This is a genomic window from Rhodococcus sp. BE178, assembly GCF_050433545.1.
In the GTDB taxonomy this organism is placed as follows: domain Bacteria; phylum Actinomycetota; class Actinomycetes; order Mycobacteriales; family Mycobacteriaceae; genus Prescottella.
The window spans coordinates 90,411-112,850 of the sequence record NZ_JBNPXA010000014.1 but is presented as its reverse complement, the minus strand read 5'-3'; the positions used below and the strand labels follow the sequence as shown (position 1 = coordinate 112,850).

Sequence of the window (22,440 nt, the reverse complement as noted above, 5' to 3'; positions counted from 1 at the left end):
TCTCACTGTTCGAGTTCCTTCTCCGCGCCCGCCGTCCTGATCAGCCGCGCCAGTTCGTCGGCGTCGGGCAGGTTCTCCGGTGCGATGGTTCGCCCCGTGCGCACGTAGTGGAAGGCTGCCCGCACCTTGTCGAGCGGCAGGTCGGCCGGGCGGCCCGTGACCTGCGCCTGTCGCGCCGCCATCAGTTCCGCCCACGCCAGCCGGTAGGCCGCGAGCTGCATCACGACGGCCTTCTCGTTCGCGGCCGACGGCTCCGCACCGGTCTTCCAGTCGATGACGGTCCAGCCGCCGTCCGGGTCGGCGAACACCGCGTCGATGCGGCCGCGCAGCACCGTCCCGGCGACCGACGTCTCGAACGGCACCTCCACCTCGACGGGGTTCCGGTCGGCCCACGGCGACCGCAGGAACGCGTCCTGCAGCAGCGCCAGTTCCGTCTCGGTACCCACCCCGGTGTCGGCGGCGCCGGGCAGCTCGTCGAAGTCGAGGAGCCGCGTGGCACCGAACCGCTGTTCCACCCACGCGTGGAACGCGGTTCCCCGCCGTGCCAACGGGTTCGGCGGGAACGGCAGCGGCCGACGTAGCCGCGCGGCCAGCTCGTCCGGGTCCGCCGCGAGATCCACGAGCTGGCTCACCGACAGCTGTGCGGGCAGCTCGACGTCCGCCGTGCCCGACACCCGCGCGTTGCGCTCGGCGAGCAGCGCGTCCACGTCGGCGGCCCAGTTGTCGGGGTCGTCGAGTGGATCGGGCGCCGACTCGGACTCCGCCGGTCCGGGCTTGTCGAGATCCGCGAGGGCCTCGCGCACCGAGTCGGCACCGCGCTCGACGTCGGCGCGTCGCCGGCCCAGTGGGTCCCGCGGCCACATCGCGGTCCGAGGCGTGGCGGTCAGCGGGTTCTCGCTGCCGTCGTCGGGGGCGGGGGCCCACACGTCGATCACGCCGAGCGACTCGCCCGGCGCGCTCGCGGCCGCGGACACGAGGTCCTCGAGCTCGAGCAGGAACGGCGAGGGCCCCTTCGGTTCGGAGCCGGTCTCGGTCCAATGGTGCCCGGACACGAACAGCGCCCGCTCGGTGCGGGTGAGCGCGACATAGAACAGGCGGCGGTCCTCGTCGAGCCGCCGGGTGCCCAGTGCCTTCTTGTGGCCGGTGATCGCGTCCTCGAGGTCCTTGCGGTTGTACAGGTCCTCGAGTCCGAGAACCGGTACCCCGTCGGCGGATTCACCGTCGAAGGCGCGGTCGCCGCGCAGCGCCGGCGGCAGCTCGGCCACCGAGCCGAGCCACGTGGCCGACGCCTGCGTGGACGGGAACACGCCCGCGGTGAGGTGCGGCACGGCCACCACCTCCCACTCGAGCCCCTTCGCGGAGTGCACCGTGAGGATCTGCACGCGGTCCGGCGCCACCTCGATCTCGCCGGGAGCGAGCCCGTTCTCGACGTGTTCGGCGGCGGCCAGGAACGACAGCAGACCGGTCAGCGTCGCCGACGTGCGGTTCGCGTAGCCGGACACGACGTCGGCGAACGCGTCGAGGTGCTCGCGGCCGGCGCCGCCCACCTCCGACGACCGGGTCCGGGCCTGCGCCTCGATCCCGATGCCGATCACCCGTTCCACCTCGGCGACCAGTTCGGTGAGGGGCTGGCCGAGCCGCTCGCGCAGCGACGCCAACTCGGCCGCGACCGCGCAGATCCGCACGTAGCCGGCCTCCGAGTACCGGCCGGCGGGGCCGGGATCGGCGAGGGCGTCGGCCAGTCCCGCCTGCTCGGCCTGCTCCCCCGGCAGCGCGCTGCCGAGGGCCTCGTCCAGGGCGGCGCTGTCGGTGACGGCCCCCGCGGCGCCGAAGCCGGTGCGGATGCCCAGTTCGCCGGCCCGCTTCCACAGCGCCCGCAGGTCGGCGGCGCCGATCTGCCAGCGGGCGCCGGTGAGGACGCGCACCGCGGCACTGCCGGCCATCGGGTCGGCCACGAGCCGCAGCATCGCCACGACGTCCGCGACCTCCGGGGTGTGCAGCAGACCACCGAGGCCCACCACCTCCACCGCCAGTCCGCGGGCCCGCAGTTCCTCCGCGATCGGTGCGGCGTCGGCGTTGCGGCGCACCAGGACAGCCGCGGTGGGCGGCTTCCCGCCGTCCGCCCGGGCCGCCTCGTACTGCTCGGCGATGCGGTCGGCCACCCACGACCGTTCCGTCTCGACCGTGTCGAGCAGCCCGAGGCGCACATCGCCGGGTACCGCGCCCGGGCGGGCGCGCAGCATGCTGACCTCGACACCCCTGTCGCGCAACGGATCCGACACCATGTTCGCGAGCGTGAGCGCCTCCGGCGGGTTGCGCCAGCTGGTGAGCAGCTCGAGCTTGGGTGCCGGGGTACCGTCGGCGAGGGGGAAGTCGGTGGCGAACCGCGGCAGGTTGGCGGCGGAGGCACCGCGCCAACCGTAGATGGACTGCATCGGGTCGCCCACCGCGGTGAGCGCCAGACCGGCGTCCTCGCCGCCGCCGAACAGCGACGACAGCAGCACCCGCTGCGCGTGGCCGGTGTCCTGGTACTCGTCGAGCAGCACCACTCGGAAGCGGTCACGCTCGCTGCGCCCCACCTCGGGGTGCTCGGACGCGACCCGCGCCGCGAGCGACATCTGGCTGCCGAAGTCCAGCGCGCCCTCGCGGCGCAGCGTGTCCGCGAGCCGCCGCACCAGCGGCAGCAGGTCGAGGCGCTGGTGCTGCACCTCGAGGATGTCGAGCAGCGTCTTCGACGGTCCCCCACGCTGTTTCGGACCGGCCGGCAGCGTGTGGATCAGCTTGTCGAGTTCGGTGTGTGCCTCCCGCAGATCGTCCGGTTCGACGAGGTGCTCGGCCAGCTGGCCCGACAGCGCCAGCACCGACTCGGTGATGGACGCCGGGTTGCGGTCGGTGTCGAGGTCGCCGTCCCACGCGCTCACCACCCGGTACGCCAGCTGCCACAGCTCGGTCTCCGACAGCAGCGTCGCGGACGGTTCGATCGGCAGCAGCAGGCCGTGCTCGGACAGCAGCCGTCCGGCATACGAGTGGTACGTGCTGACCTCGGGTTCGCTGCCCAGGATCCGGGACCGCAGACCGCCGCTGGGGTCGAGGTCACGGACCAGCGTGGAGCCGGCGAGCTTGGCGAGCCGCTGCCGGATCCGGCTGGTGAGCTGCTGTGCGGCCTTGCGGGTGAACGTCAGACCCAGCACCTGCTCGGGCTCGACCAGACCGTTGGCGACCAGCCACACCACCCGGGCCGCCATGGTCTCCGTCTTCCCCGCACCGGCCCCGGCGACCACCAGGGTGGGACCGAGCGGCGCCTCGATGACGGCGGCCTGCTCGTCGGTGGGCGGGAACTGTCCGAGCGCCTCCGCCAGCACGGCGGGGCTGACGCGGCGCCCGTTCTCCGGTGCACTTGCTGCCGTACTCACTCCGACGTCACCTGCCGTCCCTCGTCGTGCGCCGGGCAGCTCGAGAGCACCGGGCAATGCCTGCAACTGTCGTTGATCCGCGCCAGGAACGTGGGCCCGCGCGTGGCCGCGGCGGCTGCGTGGATCGTGTTCTCCCACAACGCGAGCCCCTCGTCGTCCAGCGGCTCCTGGACGCGCTGGGTGGCACCTTCCTTCTTGTGCGGCTTCGCGACGAACACCAGACGTGCGCCGCCCGGCCGTGACGCCGGTTCGCCCTCGACCGCGCCGTGAGCGGCCGCCACCTGGTACGCCGCGAGCTGCGCGTGCTGCTGCGCCTGGTCCTTCGTGACCGCGGCCTTCGCGGTCTTGACGTCGATGATCACCGGGCGGCCGTCGGGGTCACGCTCGAGCCGGTCGATGCGCCCGCGAATCCGCACCTGTGGGTCGCCCTCGACCCGCGGCTCGAGCACCCCGTCCACCGCGACCTCGACGCCCACCTCGGTGAGCTCGGAACGCGTACTGCGCAACCAGTTCGCGAAGGCGTCGAGCATGCCCCGGGTGCGTTCGAGCTCCCGCCGCGAATACCACTGCGAACCGAGGTCCACCGAGTCCCAGGCCGATTCCAGGGCACGATCCACCTGGTCCGGCGGGATGTGCCCGGCGAGCGCCTGCACCAACGTGTGGACGAGCGTGCCGGCGATCGCGTGCGTGGTGTCGCCGTCGCTGCCGCCGTGCCGCTCCAGCATCCAGCGCAGCGGACAGTTGTTGAGCAGCTCGATCGTGGACGGCGACAACGGCACGGGCCCGTCCTCCGGATCCCACAGTCCGGCATCCGAACTCGGGTCCGCGGTGCCGTACCACAGGTCCGGGTGCGCCCCGCGGACCCCGGCCTGCGCGAGCCGCGCGAGTTGGTGCGCCGCCCGCCGCTGCCGCTGCGGGTCGGTCTCGGCGATGTCGGGATCGCACACGACACTGCGCAGTTCCGCCACGAGCGCCGGCAGCGCGAGAACACGCGGGGTGTCCTGCGCGACGGGCGGCACGTCCGCGTCGTCGTCGTTCTCGTCGCCGCGGAGCAGATCGTCGACGAAGCGGGAGCGGACCAGGTCGGCGTCCCCACTCGACGAGTCCACCGCCGTCACCAGCAGCGAACTGCGCGCGCGGCTGCACGCCACCAGGAACAGGCGACGTTCCTCCGCCAGCAACGGTGCGGTTCGCGAGAGCGTCCTGTCGATCTCCCCCACACCGCTGGTGAGGTCGATCAACTCCTCCGTACCGAGCAGCGTGCCCCGGGCACCGAGGCTGGGCCACAGCCCCTCCTGTACACCGACGACCGCGACCACCTGCCACTGCCGACCCGCCGCGGAGTGCGCGCTGAGGACGGTCACGGTCTCCTGTTCCGCGACGGCCCGCGACCGCGGCGAGCCGGGAATCGCCTGCTCCACCAGGTAGTCCACGAACCCCGACAGCTGCGCCCGCGGCAGCCGGTCGACGTAGTTGGCGGCCGCGTCGAACAGTGCGACCACCGCGTCGAGATCACGGTCGGCCTGCGCGCCGATGGGTCCGCCGAACGCCGACGCCGCGGCCCAGCGGCGCTCGAGCCCCGTCGCCTGCCATGCCGCCCACAGCACTTCCTCGATGCCACGGCCGCGCTGCAGCGGCACCCGGGCACGGCGCAGCACCTTCAATACCCTTCGCAGGGACAGCGATTCGACGTCGGTGAGCCCTCGGAGCAGGTGCGCGACACCCTCCGCGTCGGGACCGTCGACGATGATCTGCCGCAACAGCTCCGCCGAGTCCCGGTCGCCACCCGACGCGAGTTCCACGCGCCGCAGTCCGCGGCGCAGGCGCCGCAGGCTCACCGGCTCGGCACCGCCGATGGGGCCGGTCAGCAGGGCCAGCGCGTCCTCGCCGGTGAACTCGCCGCCGACCAGTGCGCGCATCACCGACAGCAGCCCGGCCACACCGTGCTGGCGGGCCAGCGGCAGCTCGCTGGCCGCGGTCGTCACGGGCACCCCGGCGGCGAGCAGCGCACGCCGCAGCGGCGGCAGCACCCGGGGCACCGAGCGCGCGATGATCGCCATCTGCGACCACGGCACTCCGTCCACGAGGTGTGCCCGGCGCAGGGTGTCCGCGACGAGCGCCGCCTCCTTGGCCGGCGTGGTCAGCACCCGCACCACGACCCGGCCGGGTGCCTCGTCGTATTCGGGGCCGGCCGCGGGCGCACTCGCCCCGCGATGCGGCGGATTGCCGGGCAGGCGCGCGGCGACCCGCGCGGACACGGCCGCGACCGCGGGCGCCGCCCGGAAGTTGACGTCGAGGACGACCTGCGCCGGATCGCCGCGGTCCGCGAGTTCGGTGAGGAACCGCGGGTCGGCGCCGCGGAAGGCGAAGATCGACTGGTCCGGATCGCCCACCACCGCGGTCATCGCGGTTCCGGTGCCGATGAGCCGCACCAACTGCGCGGCCTGCGGGTCCAGGTGATGCGCGTCGTCGACCAGCAGGTGCCGCACCCGCACCCGTTCCCGCTGCAGCAGATCGCGGTCGGTCGCGAACGCGGTGAGGGCCGCGCTGATCAGTTCGGCGGCGTCGAGGGCGGGTGCGGTGGCCTCGGGCGCCTCCATGCCCACCGCACCGCGCAGCAGCATGCCCTGCTCGTAGTGCATCGCGAACCGCCCGGCGGCCACCCACTCGGGCTTCGCATGCGCCCGGCCCAGCTCGATGAGGTCCTCCGGGCCCAGCCCCCGCTCGTTGGCCCGCAGCATCAGGTTCCGCAGCTCCACCGCGAAACCCGTCATGCCGAGCGCGGGCCGCAGCCGCTCCGGCCACATGTCTCCGCCGTCGGCGATGTCACCGCGCAGCAACTCGCGCAGCACCGCGTCCTGCTCGGCTCCGGTGATGAGCCGGGGCGGCGGGTTGCCGTGCGCCGCGGCCTGCAGTCGCAGCACCGCGAACGCGTACGAGTGCACCGTCCGCACCAGCGGTTCCCGCGTCGCGCGCGGGCCGGCATCCGTGCCGGTCTCCGCTTCCGCCGCGAGCAGCCCGGCGGTGATCTGCTCGCGGACCGCGGTGGCGGCGCGCCGCGACTGCGTCAGCACCAGCACCGATTCCGGGTCGGCGCCGGCCGCGATCCGGGCCACCGCGGCGTCCACGATCAGCGACGTCTTCCCGGTGCCCGGCCCGCCCAGGATCTGCCACGGGTGCCACCCGCGCCCGGGCGGCGCGCCGGTCAGCACCCGCGCCGCGTCGGGCCCCCACGTCCGGACCGCCGGCGCCGTGGCCGAGCGGCCGACGAGCCGCGCGGCCGGGGCCGCCGACTGTCGGGTGCGGGTGCCCGGTTCGGTCATGAAAGGAATCTCACCAGACGGGTCCGACATCGACCACATCCGGCATAGTGGACGCCATGCGCGGTCTCCACACCTACCTGTTCGGTACCCCGGGAGCGTCGGAGGTGCTCGCAATCCACGGCCTCACCGGGCACGGCCGCCGGTGGGAGGCCCTCGGGTCCGGCCAGCTCAGCGACACCCGCATCATCGCCCCCGACCTGCGCGGGCACGGCCGCTCGTCGTACACGCCGCCGTGGGGCCTCGACACGCATGTCGACGACCTCCTCGCGGTGCTCGACGAGCACGCGACCGGCCCGGTGGTCGTGGTCGCCCACTCCTACGGCGGCGCGATCGCGCTGCACCTCGCGCAGGCCGCGCCGGAGCGGATCCGGGGACTGGTCCTGTTGGACCCGGCGCTGGGCCTGGACCCCGAGACGATGAGCCGCATCGCGGAACTGGTCGTGGCGCACCCCGACTACACCGACGTCGCCGAGGCCCGGGCCGAGAAGCGGCACGGCGCCTGGGCCGACGTGCCCGCCGACGTGCTCGACAGCGACCTCGACGAGCACCTCGTCGAACTCGACAACGGCCGCTTCGGCTGGCGCATGTCGGTGCCCGCGGTCGTCGCGTCGTGGGGCGAGATGGCCCGCGACTTCGTCCTCCCGCCACGCGGCATCCCGACCGTGCTGGTGCAGGCGCTGCGCGTGCAGCCGCCGTACGTGACCGCGGAGTTCCGCGGCGCGCTGTCCGAGCACCTCGGTGCCGACCTCACGCTCGCCGACCTGGATTGCGACCACATGGTCGCGCACGCCAAGCCGGACGAGGTCGCGACATTCGTCCGCAAGCTGCTGTAAGGGCCGTCCTGCATGGCCGCCACCACCGACGAACAGATCGAGCGCGTCCGTGAACTGGTCGCGTCGATCCCGTCGGGCAGGGTGGCCACGTACGGCGACATCGCCTCCGCTGCAGGACTTTCCAGCCCGCGAACGGTCGGATGGATCATGCGTACCGACTCCTCCGACCTGTCGTGGCACCGGGTGCTGGGCGCCTCGGGCCGACCCGCACCGCACCTCGCGCACCGTCAGCTGGCAAAGCTCGAGCTCGAGGGTGTCCCGATCCGGGACGGACGAGTCGATCTCGCGGCGGCACGGCACAGGTTCTGACCACCGATCCACACACACGTCGTCGATGCGGCAGCATTGGGCCATGACCTCCCTCGGCCTGCCCGGCGAGCCCACGGACGCGATCGTCCTCGCCGGCGGACGTGCCACCCGCATGGGCGGTGTCGACAAGCCCGCGATCACCGTCGGCGGTCGCCGCCTGCTGGACACCGCGCTCGCCGCCGCCGCCGACTGCGACCGGACCGTTGTGGTCGGGCCCCGTCGCGACGACCTGCCGCCGACCGTCGTGCAGACACAGGAGACCCCGGCCGGGTCCGGACCGGTGGCCGCGCTGTCCGCCGGACTGTCGGCGCTCCCCGGGTCGACCGACGGCCTGGTCCTCGTCCTCGCCGCGGACCTGCCGAGCCTGGACCGGGCAACGGTGCGCACGCTGGTGTCGGCTCTGCTCGACCGCCCGGACGCGGAGGCGTCGTTCGCGGTGGACGAGTCGGGCCGGATGCAGTTCCTCCTCGGCGTGTGGCGCCGCGCGTCGCTCACCGCGCGCCTCGACGCCCTCGCGGGCCGGGAGAACCAGCCGATGAGGGCCCTCGTGCCGGACCGCCGCGTCACGGTCGAATGCACCGGCGTCACCGACTGCGACACCCCCGCCGACGTCGAGCGCGCCCGGGCCGCCCACGTGCCCGCCCCGATGACCGTCACGGAGGCACGGGCAGCCGTCCGAGAGTTGCTCTCGCCCTTGCCCGTCCGTCAAGCACCGTTGTTCGAGTCCCTCGGGGCCGTCCTCGCCGCCCCGCTGGTGGCCGCCGAGGCACTGCCGCGTTTCGACGTCTCCGCGATGGACGGGTACGCGGTGGCCGGTCCGGGACCGTGGCGGCTGCGGACCGAGATCCGCTACGCCGGCGAGCCCACCGCCCTGGACCTGGGTGACGGGGATGCCGTGCGGATCGCGACCGGCGCCCAGGTCCCGAGTGGAGCGACCTGCGTGATCCGTGACGAATTCGTAGACGTCGCACCGGATTCCGTCGGCAAACTCGTGGTGCGACGACCGGGCACACCGGTGCGCGACGACACCCGCCGCCGCGGTGAGGACTGGCAACCCGGGCACCACCTCGCGAACGCCGGTACCGCGATCGGTCCGGCCGTCGTGTCCGCGGCGGCGAGCGCGGAGGTCACCGCGGGTGCGGTGCGCGGGCCGGTCCGGGCACACGTCGTGGTGACCGGTGACGAGATCCGACGCGACGGTCCGCTCCGCGACGGGCAGACCCGCGACTCCCTCGGCCCGGTGCTACCGGACGTGCTGGCCCACTGCGGTGTTCGCACTGTGGCGGATACCCATCTGCGGGACACCGCGGACGGATTCGACGCGCTGCTGCGCGACGCCCGCGACACCGACGTGATCGTGGTGGTGGGCGCGACGGGCGGCGGCGCCGCCGATCAGCTGCGGGGTGCCCTGCTCCGCGCGGGCGCCCGGATCGTGGTGGCCCGGGTGAAGTGCCGACCCGGCGGATCGCAGGTGACGGCGCTGCTGCCGGACGGTCGCGTCGTGCTGGGACTGCCGGGCAACCCGGTAGCGGCGGTATCGACGCTGCTGATGATGCTGCCCGCGGTCGTCGACGGGCTCACCGCACGCGCACCGTCGGCGCCGGCGACCGGCACGGTGGTCAACGCCCCAGACGCCGCGGCCGCCGGAGTTGGAGTCACCCGGATCGTGCCCGTCGTGCGACAGTCGGACGGCACGTGGCGCGCCGACACGGTCGTCCGCACCGCACACCTGGCCGGGCTGATCGGGCGGGAGGCGCTCGCGCTCCTCCCGCCCGGCCCGCTCGACGCTCAGACCGTCGAGTTGCTGCCGCTCCCTCAGTGATTCACTGTCAGCGGTTTGCGACCATGTCCTTGGCCGCGAGGTGGCTGAACAGCATGCTGGCGCCCACCGGGTTACCGCCGCCGGGGTAGGCGTTGCCGCTCGCGGGGGCCATCGAGTTGCCCGACGCGTACAGACCCGGGATCGGGTTGCCGCTCGTGTCGAGGACGCGCGCGGTCGTGTCGGTGACCAGGCCGCCCTTGGTGCCCAGGTCGGAGATGCCGAACGTGGCCGCGTAGAACGGGCCCTGCTCGAGCGGCACCAGCGCGTTGCCGTCCTCGTTGAATGCGCGGTCGTACGGCTCGTTGCCGCGACCGAAGTCCTCGTCGACGCCGTTCGCCGCGAGCTTGTTGAACCGCTCGACGGTGGCGACCAGCGCGTCGGCCGGAACACCGATCTGCTCGGCGAGCTCGGCGATCGTGTCGGCCGTCTTCCACAGGCCGGCCTCGTAGTACTTCTCCGGCTCGACCATCGGCTGAGTGCACGAATCGATCGGCGGAATACCGCCGGTGCGGTTGTCGTAGATCATCCAGAACGGCAGCGTCGTCGTGCCGGCTTCCATCTGCTCGATGATGTCGCGGCCGGCGCGATCGTACGGCGCACCCTCGTTGGTGAACCGGACGCCCTCCTGGTTGACGAAGATGCCCGACGTGAAGCACAGCGAGAACGCCGAGTTGCCCTCAGGATGCGTCAGACCCGGCGACCACCATGCCTCGCTCATCGACGCGATGTCCGCGCCGATCTCGATCCCGGCCTGGATCGGCTTGCCCAGGTTGGCCTCCGGACCCATCGTGTCGCGACCGACACCCGGGACGCCGTACTTCGAGCGCATCGCGTCGTTGCGCTCGAAACCACCGGCGGCGACGATCACACCCCGACGCGCGCGGATCGTCTCACGCTTGCCGGCGTGGTCGACGATGACACCGACGACGGCGCCGTCCTCCACCACGAACTCCTCGAACGAGGTGCCCAGCTGCAGGTCCACACCCTGGTCGGTGAGCGCCATCAGGAAGCGGCCGATCAGCGACTGCCCGCCGAACATGTCGCCCTCGGGCAGCGGCATACCCAGACGGTCCGGCCCCGGCTGCGGACGCAGCACGTCGCGCAGCGTGCCGAGGCGGGCCGGATCCAGCAGCGCCGGCATGATGTGGCGGCCGCCGGGGCGCGACTTGGGCGCGTCGTGGAAGTAGTCGGGCCACGGGTAGGCCATGAACTCGAAGTAGCCGCCGGCGTCCTCTTCGAGGTAGTCGATCAGCGCGGGACCGTTGTCCAGGTACGCGTCCTGCAGTTCAACCGGAGCGGTGTCACCGACCACGGCACGGAAGTACTCGCGGGCGTCCTCGGGGGTGTCGTCGTCACCCGCACGCTTCAGAACGGCGTTGTTCGGGTAGTACAGGCCGGCGCCGGAGTAGGCGGTAGTGCCACCGAACTTGTCCGTCGCCTCGATGACCTTGACCGAAAGACCCTCGCGCGCAGCGGTGTAGGCGCCGGCGAGGCCGCCACCCGACCCGATCACGACAACGTCGGTCTCTTCGTTCCAATCCACCATTCAGGATCCTCCTGCTCGAGCGTCGATCCGATTCCGGACCACAGCCCGGCCGGTGGACCGACACGCTAATCCCGAAAGGCGTTGTGGTGTAGGTCATGTTCCGCTGGACGGTAATCACACAGGGAACCCTCAGGTGGGCTCCTTGTCGGCATCGGCGTCGGCGGACAGGGCCAGGTGCGGCCAATGCGCGAGGTCGGCGAGCATCTGCCGGTCGTGAGTGGCGACGACGACGGCGGCCGGCGTGTCCGACAGTGCGGCGGTGAGGTCGTCGACCAGAGACCCGGACAGGTGGTTCGTGGGTTCGTCGCAGATGAGCAGCATGGGGCGCCCGGCGAGCTGCATCGCGAGATGGAGCCTGCGCTGCTGTCCCTGCGACAGTCGCCCCACGGGCGTCCGGCGTGCCTGATTCTCCAGCAGGCCGGTCGACGTCAGCGGTATCGGTTCGACGTCGTGCCCGAGCCCCCGGATGTGGCGGTCGTAGAGTTCCTGCGCGGTCAACTCGGACTCCCAGTCGGGCACTTCCTGGCCGATCAGCGCGATCCGGGCGGCGGCTCGGCGGTGGACGCTGCCGGTGGACGGCTCCAGCACACCCGCGAGCACGTCGAGCAGTGTGGACTTGCCCGCACCGTTGCGGCCAGTCACCAGGAGTCGCTCCCCCGCATCCAGCGAGAGCGTGACGGGGGAATCCAGCCGACCCGCCACGGTGACGTCGTCACACCGCAGCAGAGGTGCGCCGGGTCGGACGGTCAGGTCCGGGAACCGCAGCCGCAGTGGCGGTTCGGGCACGGTGACGGTGTGCGCATCGAGGTCGGACCGGCGGCGGTGAAGCGCCCGGACCAGGCCCGGCGCCCGGGACTGGCGCTGGTGCTTGCCGTGGCCCTTGTCGGGTCGCCATCCGGTGCTCAGCCGATCGCGGGCGTCGGCGACGGCGTCCTGCAGGCGCGCCCGCTCGGCGAGTTGGTCCTCGTACTCGCGTTCCCATCGCTCGCGGGCGCGACGACGACCCTCCTGCCACCCCGCACGGCCTCCCGCGAAGAGTTGCGGACGGCCGTCCTGGCTCGGATCCAGGTCGAGGACCTCCTCGGCGACGTCGCGCAGGAGCGCGCGGTCGTGACTGACGACGGCCAGCCCGCCGGAGTGGGCACGTAGGCGGTCGGTGAGGAAGTCCAATCCGCCCCGGTCGAGGTGATTTGTCGGCTCGTCGAGCAGCAGTATGTCCGGTGCGGCCCCGAGCAGGCACGCCAGGCGAACTCGATAGCGTTGCCCCACAGAGAGCGTCGCCAACGGGCGCTCCCGGTCGGTGCACGCGTCGAGCGCCGACAGCGCGATGTCCACTCGCCTCTGCGCGTCCCAGGCGTCGAGCCGGGTCGCGGCTTCCAACGTCGACGCGTAGGCGTCGTCGGCTCCCGGCGCTCGGTCGGCGAGCAGGATCGTCGCGGCGTCGAGTTCCCGCAGTGCCCGCACCGCGGGCTCCACCGAATCGGCGACGAGTGCGCCGACGGTCTCGCCCTCCCGAAAAGGTATGGCCTGCTGAGCGATACCGACGGTGCCGGCCCGACTGACGGTTCCGCTGTCGGGTTGCAGGATTCCGGCGAGAACGTGCAGCAGCGTGGTCTTGCCGCGCCCGTTCTCACCGACGACCGCAAGGCGCGATCGGGAGGACACCGTGACGGAGACGTCCGCCAGAACCGGACGCGACCCGAGCGCGACACGGACCGAGGTTGCTCGCAGGTGTGCATGTGCGCCCGCGGGTAGGTGATCCGTGGACGAGAGGTGGTCATGTGTGTGGTCGGGTGTGGACAGGCCTCTTCGGCCCGTGTGGGAAACAGACACTGATACTCCGCAGCTCGAGGAAGGAGCCGGGGCAGCACGAATTACCGCCCGGCATGTCTACTCGGACGGCGGCGTGGAAGAAGTCGTCGGAATTCGGGTCGTCGCCGCCGTCAGCGGAGCGACCACGGCTTCATCGACACAGTGCCTGCATACATGCGGAGAACCTAACCGAGGCGCCGACACGGTGCCAACGAGTTTTCGGGCACAGCCGAGCGTGGACAGCGCAACCCCGACCGGGATCCCGCGGAGGTCAGCCGTCGGAGAGACCCTCCCGCTGCTGACGACCGATCCGACGCTGCTCCTCCGCGCGCTCGCGGCAGCGGCGCAGGAACTCCTCGTCGTCCTCCGACCGCTGCGCCACCTGCCGGCCCGGACGGTCGTATTCGGGGAACCCCGACGACGCCCCGGCCCGGCGCGGCGCGTACCCGCCGTCCGGCCGTCCGGCAACGAGCCACAGCACCGAACCGATCAGCGGCAGCAACAGCACGATGATCGCCCAACCGACCTTCGGGATGTTCCGCACCGCGGTCTCCTCGGCGACGATCACGTCGACGAGACACACGATCCACAGGACCATCACGATCAAACCCAGATACGGCATCCGACGCCGACCCTCCCCAGTCATCCCCGACCACAGTGAAGTCCCCGACCACACGTGCCCGACGATGAAACCAACCCGAAGGTACGTAGCGCAACTATCGGACGCGGACATTCCGGGCGCGACGCCCTCCCCGTGGCACCTCGAAACACAGTGGCAGGGGCCGCGCGGCGCCGTTAGAGTGGTCGCCGAACGTTCTGAAGCGAGTGAGACAGGGAGGTGAGTCGATGATTGCGGTGAAGACCACTGCCGCGGGCAGTGCCCGGACCATCCTCACGTCCCGGGTCCCGGTCTGAGACGACTCCCCTTCTCGTCGACGGTGCGCACGTGTGCGTTCCGAGGGTGAAGCGCGTCGTCCGACAGGGCCCGAATCCCGAAGGGTCTCACCATGTCTTCATCACCGTCTTCACCACGATCCACCTCCACTCCCGAGTTCGACCTCGCCGCACTCGGCTGGGACGGCAGGTTCGCCGCCATGTTCACCGGGCACGCCGAACACGGACTGGTCCCGGCCCGTGTCACCCGCGTCGACCGTGGTCGCTGCGACACACTGACCGAGGCAGGCGCGGTTCGCGCCGACAGCACTGCGGTCGTCGCTCCCGACCCCGAGCACACGGTGTGCACGGGAGACTGGGCAGCGCTCCGTCCGGGTCCACGGCCCGAGTTGGTGGCACTACTCCCCCGGCGCAGCACGATCGCACGTGCGTCGGCGGATCGAACGTCACATCGACAGGTCCTGGCCGCCAACATCGACACCGTCGGCGTCGTCGCCTCGCTCGCGGCACCGATCAAACCCGGCCGGATCGAGCGGTTACTGGCCCTCGCCTGGGATGCCGGCACGACGCCGGTGATCGTGCTGACGAAAGCCGATGCCGCCGAATGTGATCCGGAAGTGGCGGCCGCCGAAACGTCCACCGTGGCGCCCGGCGTCGACATCGTCACCGTCAGTGTCCACACCGGTGCGGGCATCGAGGGCCTGGTCCGGTCGTTGTCGGGAACCACGGTGCTGCTCGGACCGTCCGGCGCCGGGAAGTCCTCGCTGGCGAACGCTCTGCTCGACACCGACCGGATGGAGACGAGCGAGGTCCGCGCGACGGACGACAAGGGGCGGCACACCACGGTGCACCGGGAACTGCTTCCGCTTCCGGGCGGGGGCGTGATCATCGACACTCCAGGACTGCGGGGCATCGGCCTGCACGACGTCACCGACGGCGCCCGGCACGTGTTCGCCGACATCGAGGAGCTCGCCCAGGGCTGCGCATTCCGGGACTGCGAGCACCGCACCGAACCGAGATGCGCCGTGCAGGACGCGGTGACGGACGGTCGACTCGACTTCGGCCGACTCGACCGCTACCGCAGAATGCTGCGCGAGACCCAGTGGGCGGCCTCCCGTTCCGACGCACGACAGGCCGGCAAGCGCACCGCGACCGACAAGGCCATCACCCGCGACATTCGGGCCCTCTACCGGTTCCGCGACCGGCAGCGCTGACATCCACCCGAACCACAGAAATGGAAGTACGACATGAACACTCGCTCACACTGGACGACACGTCCGGAAACCGACGAGGACATCCAGACTGTCCGACAGATCACCCTCGCTGCCTTCGAGACCGCCGAGGAAGCCGACCTCGTCGACGCGTTGCGCGAGGAACCGGCATGGATCGACGGGTTGTCGATGCTCACTCTCGACGAGGGTGGCAACGCCGTCGGGCATGCCCTGCTCACTCGCTGCCACATCGGCGATACCCCTGCACTGTGCCTGGCACCGTGTTCGGTGCTCCCGGCGTATCAGCGAACCGGCGCCGGCTCCGCCGCCATCCGCGCCGTCCTCGAGGCCGCGAAGACGCGCGGTGAGCACTTCGTCACCGTCCTCGGGCATCCGACGTACTACCCGAGGTTCGGGTTCGCCCGCGCGTCCGAGCACGGCGTCGGGATGAACGTCGACGTCCCCGACGACGCACTCATGGTGCTCGCCCTCGACGGACGCCGGATCCCGAGCGGCACCATCCGGTACGCCGCAGCGTTCGGCGACATCTGACCCAAGAACCGGCACGATTCCCCGAGGGGCGCGGCTCCGGCCGCGCCCCTCGGGGCCGGCGGAACCTGGGAACGTACTCCGCACACTCCCCGGCGCGTGGCGACGGCCCCGGACGAAGGAAACGCGAGCGACCACCGCCACCACGAGCAGCAGTGCAAGAACACCGATCTACCGCAGCGCGTCGGCCTGGGTATTGCGCTCGGTGTTCACGAGCGCACCGTCGGTGGCGAGGGCGTAGTCGGTACCGAGGAAGACCTCCTTCGCCGCGGCCGAGTCCTTCGTCACGTAGTCGAGGAAGGCGACTTCGAGGGCCGGGAACACGGAGTTGGCGGGGCCGTCCATGGGCTTGCCGTGACTCGCGCCACGCACCGTTGTCAGCCACGCGGGCGCTTGCACCTGCGGATACTGCACGAGCGACGGCCAGCCTGCCGGGTGAACGATGAAATCCGCGCTGCCGGTGACGATCAGCGTCGGAACCGTCGACGGCGGCACCCCGATGCCGAGCGTCGCGGGACCGGGCTCGACCGCAAGGGCACCGACGACACGGAAGTCCGGGTCGAACTGCGTGCCGACCTCTTGCAGGCGCCCGCCGGAGATCAGCGCGGAGCCACCGCCGGCGGAATGGCCCGCGACGACCGTGCGGGTCAGGTCGATGTGGCCGTACAGCGGGCCGGCCTCGTCGGCGTTCGCCGCCGCCGCGGCCTGCGCGCCCATCTCGTGCGTGAGGCCGAACCAGTTGACGAGCGAGTAGTTGACCGCGACGACGTAGCCGTGGCTCGCCAGGTGCCGGGCGGTGGAGTCGTAGATCCCCGGTTCGACCAGGATGCCGGGCGTCCACAACACGAGCGGCACCGCGCCGAGTTCGGCAATGTCGTCGGGGTAGTAGAACTCCACACCGACGGGGCTGCCCAGACCGGAGTCGGGGAAGGTGCCGAAACACTTCATCTCGTCCTGCACGTCGAAGCCGAGGCGGACGACACGCACGTACAGCTCGGTCAGGCCCGCGCAGTCCTGCGGGTTACGGGACTGGGTAACAGGATGCGGGCCCGCAACGCCGAACTGCTGCTGGATCGCCGACTCGGAAGCGGGGACCACACCCATCGGTGTGAGGCCCAGCGAGCCCGTGCCCGAAGCGGCGGCGAACGGCGCAGCGAGGGCCGGTGTGAGGACGAGGGCAGCAGCCGTGAGGCCCGTACCGAGCATGCGGGCGACGGTGTGACGCATGAGTGCCTTCCTGCGATGGTGGCTGATCACGACCATCTTGATCACGACCATCTCGATCACGACCATGCTGCCATGCGCGTTTCACCCCACGTGACTCACGGCTTCGCAACTGATCGACGACCCAGGACGAAGGAGCCCCACGCAATGGCGGCTCCGAGTAGAACCACAAGCACCACAACGACATAGAGCCACGCAGGTAAGCCGGCCTCGTCGGCCTCCACCGCGGCCTGGGGCTCGGCGTCGGCGCCCGACGTCGGCGCCTGGGCCGACGGCAGCGCCTTCGACGCGTCCGAGACGTTCGTCGAGAGCCCCTGGACCACACCGGTGATCGGTCCGGTGCCGTCCACCAGCTGGCCGGTTCCGTCGGCGAGGGCCTTGCCGCCGTCGTCGAGGAGAACCAGCCCGTCACTGAGCTGCCGCGCGCCGTCCGCGATCTGACCCACACCGCTGACGAACTGAGCCGACGGATCGTTGAGTTCGTACGACAGCTGACGTGCCCCGTCCTCGAGCATCGTGAGCTGTACGAGGGTGTCCGGCCCCATCCCTTCGGCGTCGAGTTGCGCGACCAGGTCGGTGACCCGGGCGGACGCGCCCTGCGCCACCGGGTCCGGGGACGCCGACAAGGCCGCCGCGACCTGGCGCAGCGAGCCGGTGACCTGACCCTGGATCTCCCCCAGCCCGCTCAGGCGGTCGACCACCTCGTCGACACCGCCGCTGATCTGCTGCGCGCCGTCGCCGAGAAGCCCGACGCCGCCGCTGAGTTCAGTCAACCCGCTCGAGAGTTGACCAGCCCCGTCGCGCGCCTGCCCCAGCCCGACCGAGAGTTGGTTGGCACCGTCGTCGAGTTGGCGGCCGCCGTCGACCAACTGGCTCACGCCGCCGCTGAGCAGCGACAGCGGCAGGCTCGTCTGCTGCAGGCTGCGCCGAGCCTGCGCCAGCGCGTCCGCGCCCGGATCCGCCTGCGGCGCCTGCTCGGCGGACCCGGGGTCGGCGGTCGAGCCGGGGTCGTCGGCCGTCGCGGTGAAGTAGATGACGGCGCCGACCACGGTAACGACGAGGAGACCGAAGATCATCGCAACCTGCCGAGCCGAGAGCCTGCGGCGGGTAGTTTCGTGTTCGCTCATAGGTCCGCGAACGGTAGTCGCGCCGATTAAGCGATCTCTGAGATGGAGATTCAGCTCACGCGGTCGCGGCCTCCGCCGCGGCATCGGTGATCGCCGCCGCGTCCTCCGCCCCGAACTTGTCCTCGAGGGTCTCGGGCGAGTAGTCGAGGTCGATCTCCTCGACCGAGCGGCCCCGGGCGGATTCGATCGCTCCGAGGCGCCGCTGCGCGCGGTCCGCGGCGTACGCGACGAACTCGTCGGGGTCGAGGCCGAACGGCTGCTCCTCGAACTGGTCGTTGACCCACTGGATCATGCCGAGTGCGTGCGGGAGCAACTCCCCCATCCGCTCCTGCACCAGATCCCAGTTGCGGTCGTCGGCGGCCACGTGCCGACGGCAGGTGAAGGTGCCCCACGCCATGTGCCGGCGTTCGTCGTCGCCGATCCGTTTGATCAACTCCTGCATGCCCGGCAGGATTCCGCGCTTGGTACATACCCTCTGCCACGCGTAGTAGCCGGTGAGCGCGAGGCTGCCCTCGATGACGTGGTTGTAGGTGACGGACGCCCGGATCTGGTTCGCCGGACTCGGATCGGTCTCGAGGGCCCGCAGCGATCGGGGCAGTTCCTCGTAGAACAGCGTGCGGTAGAAGGGGTTCTCCGCGACGAAGGGATGCAGGTCGCCGGTGAGCCCCACCGCGTCCATCCACAGCCGGAACACCTGGGTGTGCTTGGCCTCCTCGAAGCAGAACTGCGTCAGGTACATCTCGTCGCCGAAGCGTCCCTCGGCGGCCATCGCCCTCATGAACGGCTGGATGTCCTCGGTGACGGCTTCCTCGCCGGCGATGAACTGCGCGCACAGGTACGTCGCGCTGCGCTGCTGTTCGCTGTTGAGTTCCAGCCAGTCCTCGGCGTCCTGCGTGAAGTCGAGGTCGGTGGGATTCCAGAACTTGGCGTTGCCCTTCACGAACAGCCTGAGGGGAAACGCGTCCCAGTTGAGTCCGCCCTGGCGGAGTGAACTGAAGCCCTGCCTGTCGACTGATGTCGCGGTCATCTGAAGAACCTTCTTCCCGGCCTGCGCCGACGTCCGCCTCGCACGCTCCGAGTCCTGGACCTGGAAGTGTCGGTCGGCCGAGCGTGCCCGGTCGTTCTTCACCGTAGTCCGGTACCCGCGGAATCGGGGCAGTTCCTGCACACCACTGCGCAAGATCCGTGCGTCCCCCGGGTACGCCGATGTGCCGCCCGTCACTTCCCTTGTCGTATGTTCCAGGAAGGCACATACCGAAGAAGGAGTGGGCGCACCCATGAACGAATCGATCGCTTTCCTCACCCGCGACGGGGACGGTTTCTCGCCGCTGCCACTGGGGATCAGCAAATGGTCGTCCGACATGATCAACGGGCCCGCACTCACCGGACTGCTCGCCCGCGACATCGAGAACGATCACGGCGCAGAGGGATTCGTTCCGGCCCGGCTCACGGTCGACCTGTTCCGGCCCGCGCGCGCCGAGCGGATCGACGTCGTGACCCGCAGCGTGCGGACCGGCAACCGTATCCGCGTCGCCGACGGCGAACTGCTGCAGAAGGGTGAGCCCGTCGCACGGGCAACGGTGGTCTTCCTGCGCCGCGGCGTCCAGCCGCCGGGGGAACTGTGGACCCGGCCCGAGAGCCCGCAGCCGCCGCCGCTCAGCCTCCTCGAACCGCTGCAGGCGCCGTCACATCCGTGGATCGGAAGCGACGACCACCCCGCCGGCTGGTCACCGTCGCTGGGAGATCACGAGGGGGCGAGCCGGAAGCGCATATGGCAGTACCAGGTTCCCGTGGTCGCGGGCGAGGAGCCGTCACCGTTCGTGCGTGCCGCGATGGTCGGCGAGACGACGAGCCTGATGACCAACTGGGGAACCGAGGGAATCGGCTTCATCAACGCCGACCTCACGTTGGCGCTGTCACGGCTGCCCGAGGGACCGGAGATCGGCCTCGAGGCCGACAATCACATAAGCGTCGACGGCATCTCCATCGGCAGCACCACGATGTTCGACCGGCTCGGGCCGATCGGTACCTGCATCGTCAGTGCACTGTCGAACGCGCAACGCCAACTGGGCTTCGCGCGCTGAACCGCTCCGCGATCAGGTCGACGATCGCCGGGTCCGCACCCAGCGGCGCGGCGACACCGTCGGCGCCGGCCTGGTGAAGTCGGGCATGGAACAGACCCGGCGCGAGCAGGTAGGACGCGACGAACACCCGACGCTCCCCCTCCGATCGCAGGCGCTCGACGACCTCGGGCACTGTCGGCGACCCGGTCGCGATGTAGGCGACGGGGACCTCGCGGCGCACCCGAACCGAGAGCATCGCGGCGGCTCGCCGGACGTCGTGGCGGGCCCGCGGATCCGACGAACCGGCGGCGGCCAGCACGATGGCGTCTCCTGGCCGCCAACCGGATTCGCGTACGCGTAGCTCCAGGACCTTCGCGAGGACCGGGTGGGGGCCGAGCGCCTTCGTGACGGTCACACCGGGGCGCCGACTCTCGGCGACGAGGCGCGGCACGTCGGTGTGGACGTGGTAGCCCGACGCCAGGAACGCCGGGACCAGCACCGCGGGACCGTGGACGTCGCGCAGCACCTCGGCCGGCGAGGGCCCCACCACGTCGACGAACGCGGTGCGCACCGGCCCGATCCGATCGGCCACCGCGGCAGCGAGTTCCGCGACGGTGTCGACCCCGACCCGACTGCGGGTGCCGTGCGCGACCAACACGAAGGCGGGGCCGGTCACGGTCGGCTCGGCTCGAGCAGTCGGTCGTAGTCCGCCGGATCCAGCGCCAACCGATACCCACGCTTGACGATCGTCTGCACGGCCTTGGGCGCACCGAGATGGCCGCGCAACCGCGCGATCGCCGTCTCCACCGCGTGCGTGTCGTCGCTGCCACCGGGCAGCGCCGCCAGCAGATCCGCACGAGAGACCACCAACCCGGGCCGTTCGGCCAGGCGGCGCATCAACACCATGCCCGCGGGTGGCAGTTGCCGGACCTCACCGTCGACGACGACGCAGTTACCCCGCACGCTGATCTCGTGCCCGCCCGCACGAAGCCGGCCGGCCCGACGCGGCAGTTCCTCCGCGATGTGCCGGGCCAGCGACCCCAGCCGCGACCGGCCCGGAGCGGTGGTCGGCACCCCCAACGAGGCGAGCGGTGCCGCCGTCACCGGGCCCACGCACACCGCCGCGACACCGCCACCGAGCGCCCGCAACAGCGGCTCGAGCATCCCGGTCTCCTTGGCCCGCCCCAGGATCGAGGCCACGGCGGGCGCACTGGTGAAGCTCAGGGCGTCGAGTCCGCCCGTCGCGGCGCAGTCGATCATCCGGTCCAGCGCGGTGCAGTCGTCGGGCGGTGTCCAGCGGTACACGGGCACAGCGATGACGTCGGCGCCGGCCGACCGCAGCGCGGCACAGAAGTCCGGGATCGGTTCCCACTCCGTCGTCGCGCCGTGCAACTGGACCGCGATGCGCCGCCCGGCCACGCCCTCCGCGAGCAGATACTCGAGCACCTCGGCCGACGATTCCGACTCCGGCGACCACTCCTCACGCAGGTCGGCCGCCCGGACGGCGCCCTTCGCCTTGGGGCCGCGGGCGATGATGCGGCTGGCCCCCAGCGCGATGAGCAACTGCTCGGCCCGGCCCCAGCCCTCGGCCGCCCCCATCCAGCCGCGGAACCCGATGCCGGTCGTCGCGACCACGACGTCCGGAGGATCGCCGACGACCGCATCCGTCACCCGCGCCAGTTCGGCGTCGTCGGCGAGCGGGATGATCCGGATCGCGGGCGCGTGCACGACGTCGGCCCCGCGCCGCGTCAGCAGTGTCGCGAACTCGTCGGCCCGCCGCGACGCGGTGATCCCGACCGTGAATCCACGCAGTTCGTCGCCGGTCGGCGGGACCCCTGCCGTCACGGTGAACCTTCCCTCGTCGGGATCACACACACCTGCACGACGTCGTCGCCGCGACCGCGAACCACCCGCACCGGGTACACGGGCAACCGGACCCCGTCGTCGTCGAGGCAGCGCCCGTCGTTGAGCGAGAACACCTGTTTGAGCAGTGGAGACGCCACCGTCGGCTCGCCACCGCGGTCCCCCACCAGGCCGCGGGACATCACCGCGGCCCGCCCGAACGGATCGATGTTGCCCACCGCCCGCAGGCTCCCGTCCGCCAGCAGGAACAGCGCCGCCTGCGCACCGCCCCGCAGCAGCACGGCCACGCCGCGGCCGGGGATCAGGTGCCCCCGCGCGCACGCCGACGTCCAGTGCCGCTCCTCCGTGACGAAGGCCGTCTCGTGGGTGTCGGTCGTGCCGGGCACCCAGCTTTCCATCACCGTCATCGCAGTCCTCCCTGTGCTGTTGCTCATTGAACGGTCGGGTTGTT

Annotated in this window: 17 protein-coding genes; 6 read left to right on the top strand and 11 right to left on the bottom strand. The window is 71.4% G+C overall.

Features of this window, described 5'->3' with window-relative positions; all coding sequences use genetic code 11:
• Positions 1-2: 2 nt before the first annotated feature.
• Both J2X34_RS21825 and J2X34_RS21820 read right to left on the bottom strand, forming a co-directional pair.
• Positions 3-3,413 (bottom strand): ATP-dependent helicase, encoded by a 3,411-nt coding sequence (locus J2X34_RS21825; RefSeq protein WP_429519760.1) that lies wholly within the window; start codon positions 3,411-3,413, stop codon positions 3-5.
• Complete coding sequence (locus J2X34_RS21820) at positions 3,410-6,736, bottom strand: ATP-dependent helicase (RefSeq protein WP_429519759.1); 3,327 nt, start codon at positions 6,734-6,736, stop codon at positions 3,410-3,412. The genes J2X34_RS21825 and J2X34_RS21820 overlap by 4 nt, the downstream gene beginning before the upstream one ends.
• Before the next feature lie 56 nt (positions 6,737-6,792).
• Between J2X34_RS21820 and J2X34_RS21815 the strand changes: the two genes are divergently transcribed.
• Genes J2X34_RS21815 through J2X34_RS21805 form a run of 3 tightly spaced genes read left to right on the top strand, consistent with a single transcriptional unit; the run spans position 6,793 to position 9,700 of the window.
• Positions 6,793-7,569: an alpha/beta fold hydrolase gene (locus J2X34_RS21815; protein ID WP_174911870.1), complete on the top strand. Its 777-nt coding sequence runs from the start codon at positions 6,793-6,795 to the stop codon at positions 7,567-7,569.
• Positions 7,570-7,581: 12 nt separating this feature from the next.
• On the top strand, positions 7,582-7,878 hold the full coding sequence (locus J2X34_RS21810; protein WP_114721979.1) for an MGMT family protein: 297 nt from the start codon (positions 7,582-7,584) through the stop codon (positions 7,876-7,878).
• 43 nt (positions 7,879-7,921) lie between these two features.
• Positions 7,922-9,700: an NTP transferase domain-containing protein gene (locus J2X34_RS21805; RefSeq protein WP_254622597.1), complete on the top strand. Its 1,779-nt coding sequence runs from the start codon at positions 7,922-7,924 to the stop codon at positions 9,698-9,700.
• A 7-nt stretch (positions 9,701-9,707) separates the two neighbouring features.
• Here the strand turns inward: J2X34_RS21805 and J2X34_RS21800 are convergent, their stop codons facing one another.
• The 3 genes from J2X34_RS21800 to J2X34_RS21790 form a co-directional block, all read right to left on the bottom strand.
• Positions 9,708-11,246, bottom strand: a complete 1,539-nt coding sequence (locus J2X34_RS21800) for an FAD-binding protein (RefSeq protein ID WP_429519758.1) — start codon at positions 11,244-11,246, stop codon at positions 9,708-9,710.
• 129 nt (positions 11,247-11,375) lie between these two features.
• Positions 11,376-13,049 carry an ABC-F family ATP-binding cassette domain-containing protein gene (locus J2X34_RS21795; protein WP_429519835.1) on the bottom strand — a complete coding sequence of 558 codons (1,674 nt, stop codon included), beginning with the start codon at positions 13,047-13,049 and terminating at the stop codon, positions 11,376-11,378.
• Positions 13,050-13,329: 280 nt separating this feature from the next.
• A complete protein-coding gene (locus J2X34_RS21790) occupies positions 13,330-13,680 on the bottom strand; it encodes a PLD nuclease N-terminal domain-containing protein (RefSeq protein WP_114721975.1) in 351 nt (116 codons plus the stop codon).
• A 385-nt stretch (positions 13,681-14,065) separates the two neighbouring features.
• Here J2X34_RS21790 and rsgA point away from each other — a divergent pair, with 385 nt between their 5' ends.
• Positions 14,066-15,166: a ribosome small subunit-dependent GTPase A gene (rsgA, locus tag J2X34_RS21785; RefSeq protein ID WP_429519757.1), complete on the top strand. Its 1,101-nt coding sequence runs from the start codon at positions 14,066-14,068 to the stop codon at positions 15,164-15,166.
• A gap of 33 nt (positions 15,167-15,199) precedes the next feature.
• The gene (locus tag J2X34_RS21780; RefSeq protein WP_174911879.1) at positions 15,200-15,715 is read left to right on the top strand and encodes a GNAT family N-acetyltransferase; all 516 of its coding nucleotides are present in this window, start codon (positions 15,200-15,202) and stop codon (positions 15,713-15,715) included.
• A 168-nt stretch (positions 15,716-15,883) separates the two neighbouring features.
• Here J2X34_RS21780 and J2X34_RS21775 read toward each other — a convergent pair whose 3' ends face one another.
• The 3 genes from J2X34_RS21775 to J2X34_RS21765 are packed head-to-tail and all read right to left on the bottom strand — an operon-like array spanning position 15,884 to position 19,090.
• Complete coding sequence (locus J2X34_RS21775; protein ID WP_174911882.1) at positions 15,884-17,005, bottom strand: hypothetical protein; 1,122 nt, start codon at positions 17,003-17,005, stop codon at positions 15,884-15,886.
• Between the two features lie 29 nt (positions 17,006-17,034).
• Positions 17,035-18,063: a hypothetical protein gene (locus J2X34_RS21770; RefSeq protein ID WP_429519756.1), complete on the bottom strand. Its 1,029-nt coding sequence runs from the start codon at positions 18,061-18,063 to the stop codon at positions 17,035-17,037.
• A gap of 55 nt (positions 18,064-18,118) precedes the next feature.
• Positions 18,119-19,090: a R2-like ligand-binding oxidase gene (locus J2X34_RS21765; protein WP_114722016.1), complete on the bottom strand. Its 972-nt coding sequence runs from the start codon at positions 19,088-19,090 to the stop codon at positions 18,119-18,121.
• A 250-nt stretch (positions 19,091-19,340) separates the two neighbouring features.
• Between J2X34_RS21765 and J2X34_RS21760 the strand changes: the two genes are divergently transcribed.
• A complete protein-coding gene (locus J2X34_RS21760) occupies positions 19,341-20,147 on the top strand; it encodes an acyl-CoA thioesterase domain-containing protein (RefSeq protein ID WP_114721970.1) in 807 nt (268 codons plus the stop codon).
• Here J2X34_RS21760 and J2X34_RS21755 read toward each other — a convergent pair.
• The 3 genes from J2X34_RS21755 to nirD are packed head-to-tail and all read right to left on the bottom strand — an operon-like array spanning position 20,101 to position 22,396.
• On the bottom strand, positions 20,101-20,802 hold the full coding sequence (locus J2X34_RS21755) for a sirohydrochlorin chelatase (RefSeq protein ID WP_429519755.1): 702 nt from the start codon (positions 20,800-20,802) through the stop codon (positions 20,101-20,103). The two genes, J2X34_RS21760 and J2X34_RS21755, sit on opposite strands and share 47 nt — an antisense overlap.
• Complete coding sequence (locus tag J2X34_RS21750) at positions 20,799-21,971, bottom strand: uroporphyrinogen-III synthase (protein WP_114721968.1); 1,173 nt, start codon at positions 21,969-21,971, stop codon at positions 20,799-20,801. Before J2X34_RS21750 ends, J2X34_RS21755 begins: the two co-directional genes overlap by 4 nt.
• Positions 21,968-22,396 (bottom strand): nitrite reductase small subunit NirD, encoded by a 429-nt coding sequence (gene nirD / locus J2X34_RS21745; RefSeq protein ID WP_429519754.1) that lies wholly within the window; start codon positions 22,394-22,396, stop codon positions 21,968-21,970. The genes J2X34_RS21750 and nirD overlap by 4 nt, the downstream gene beginning before the upstream one ends.
• Between the last annotated feature and the right edge of the window lie 44 nt (positions 22,397-22,440).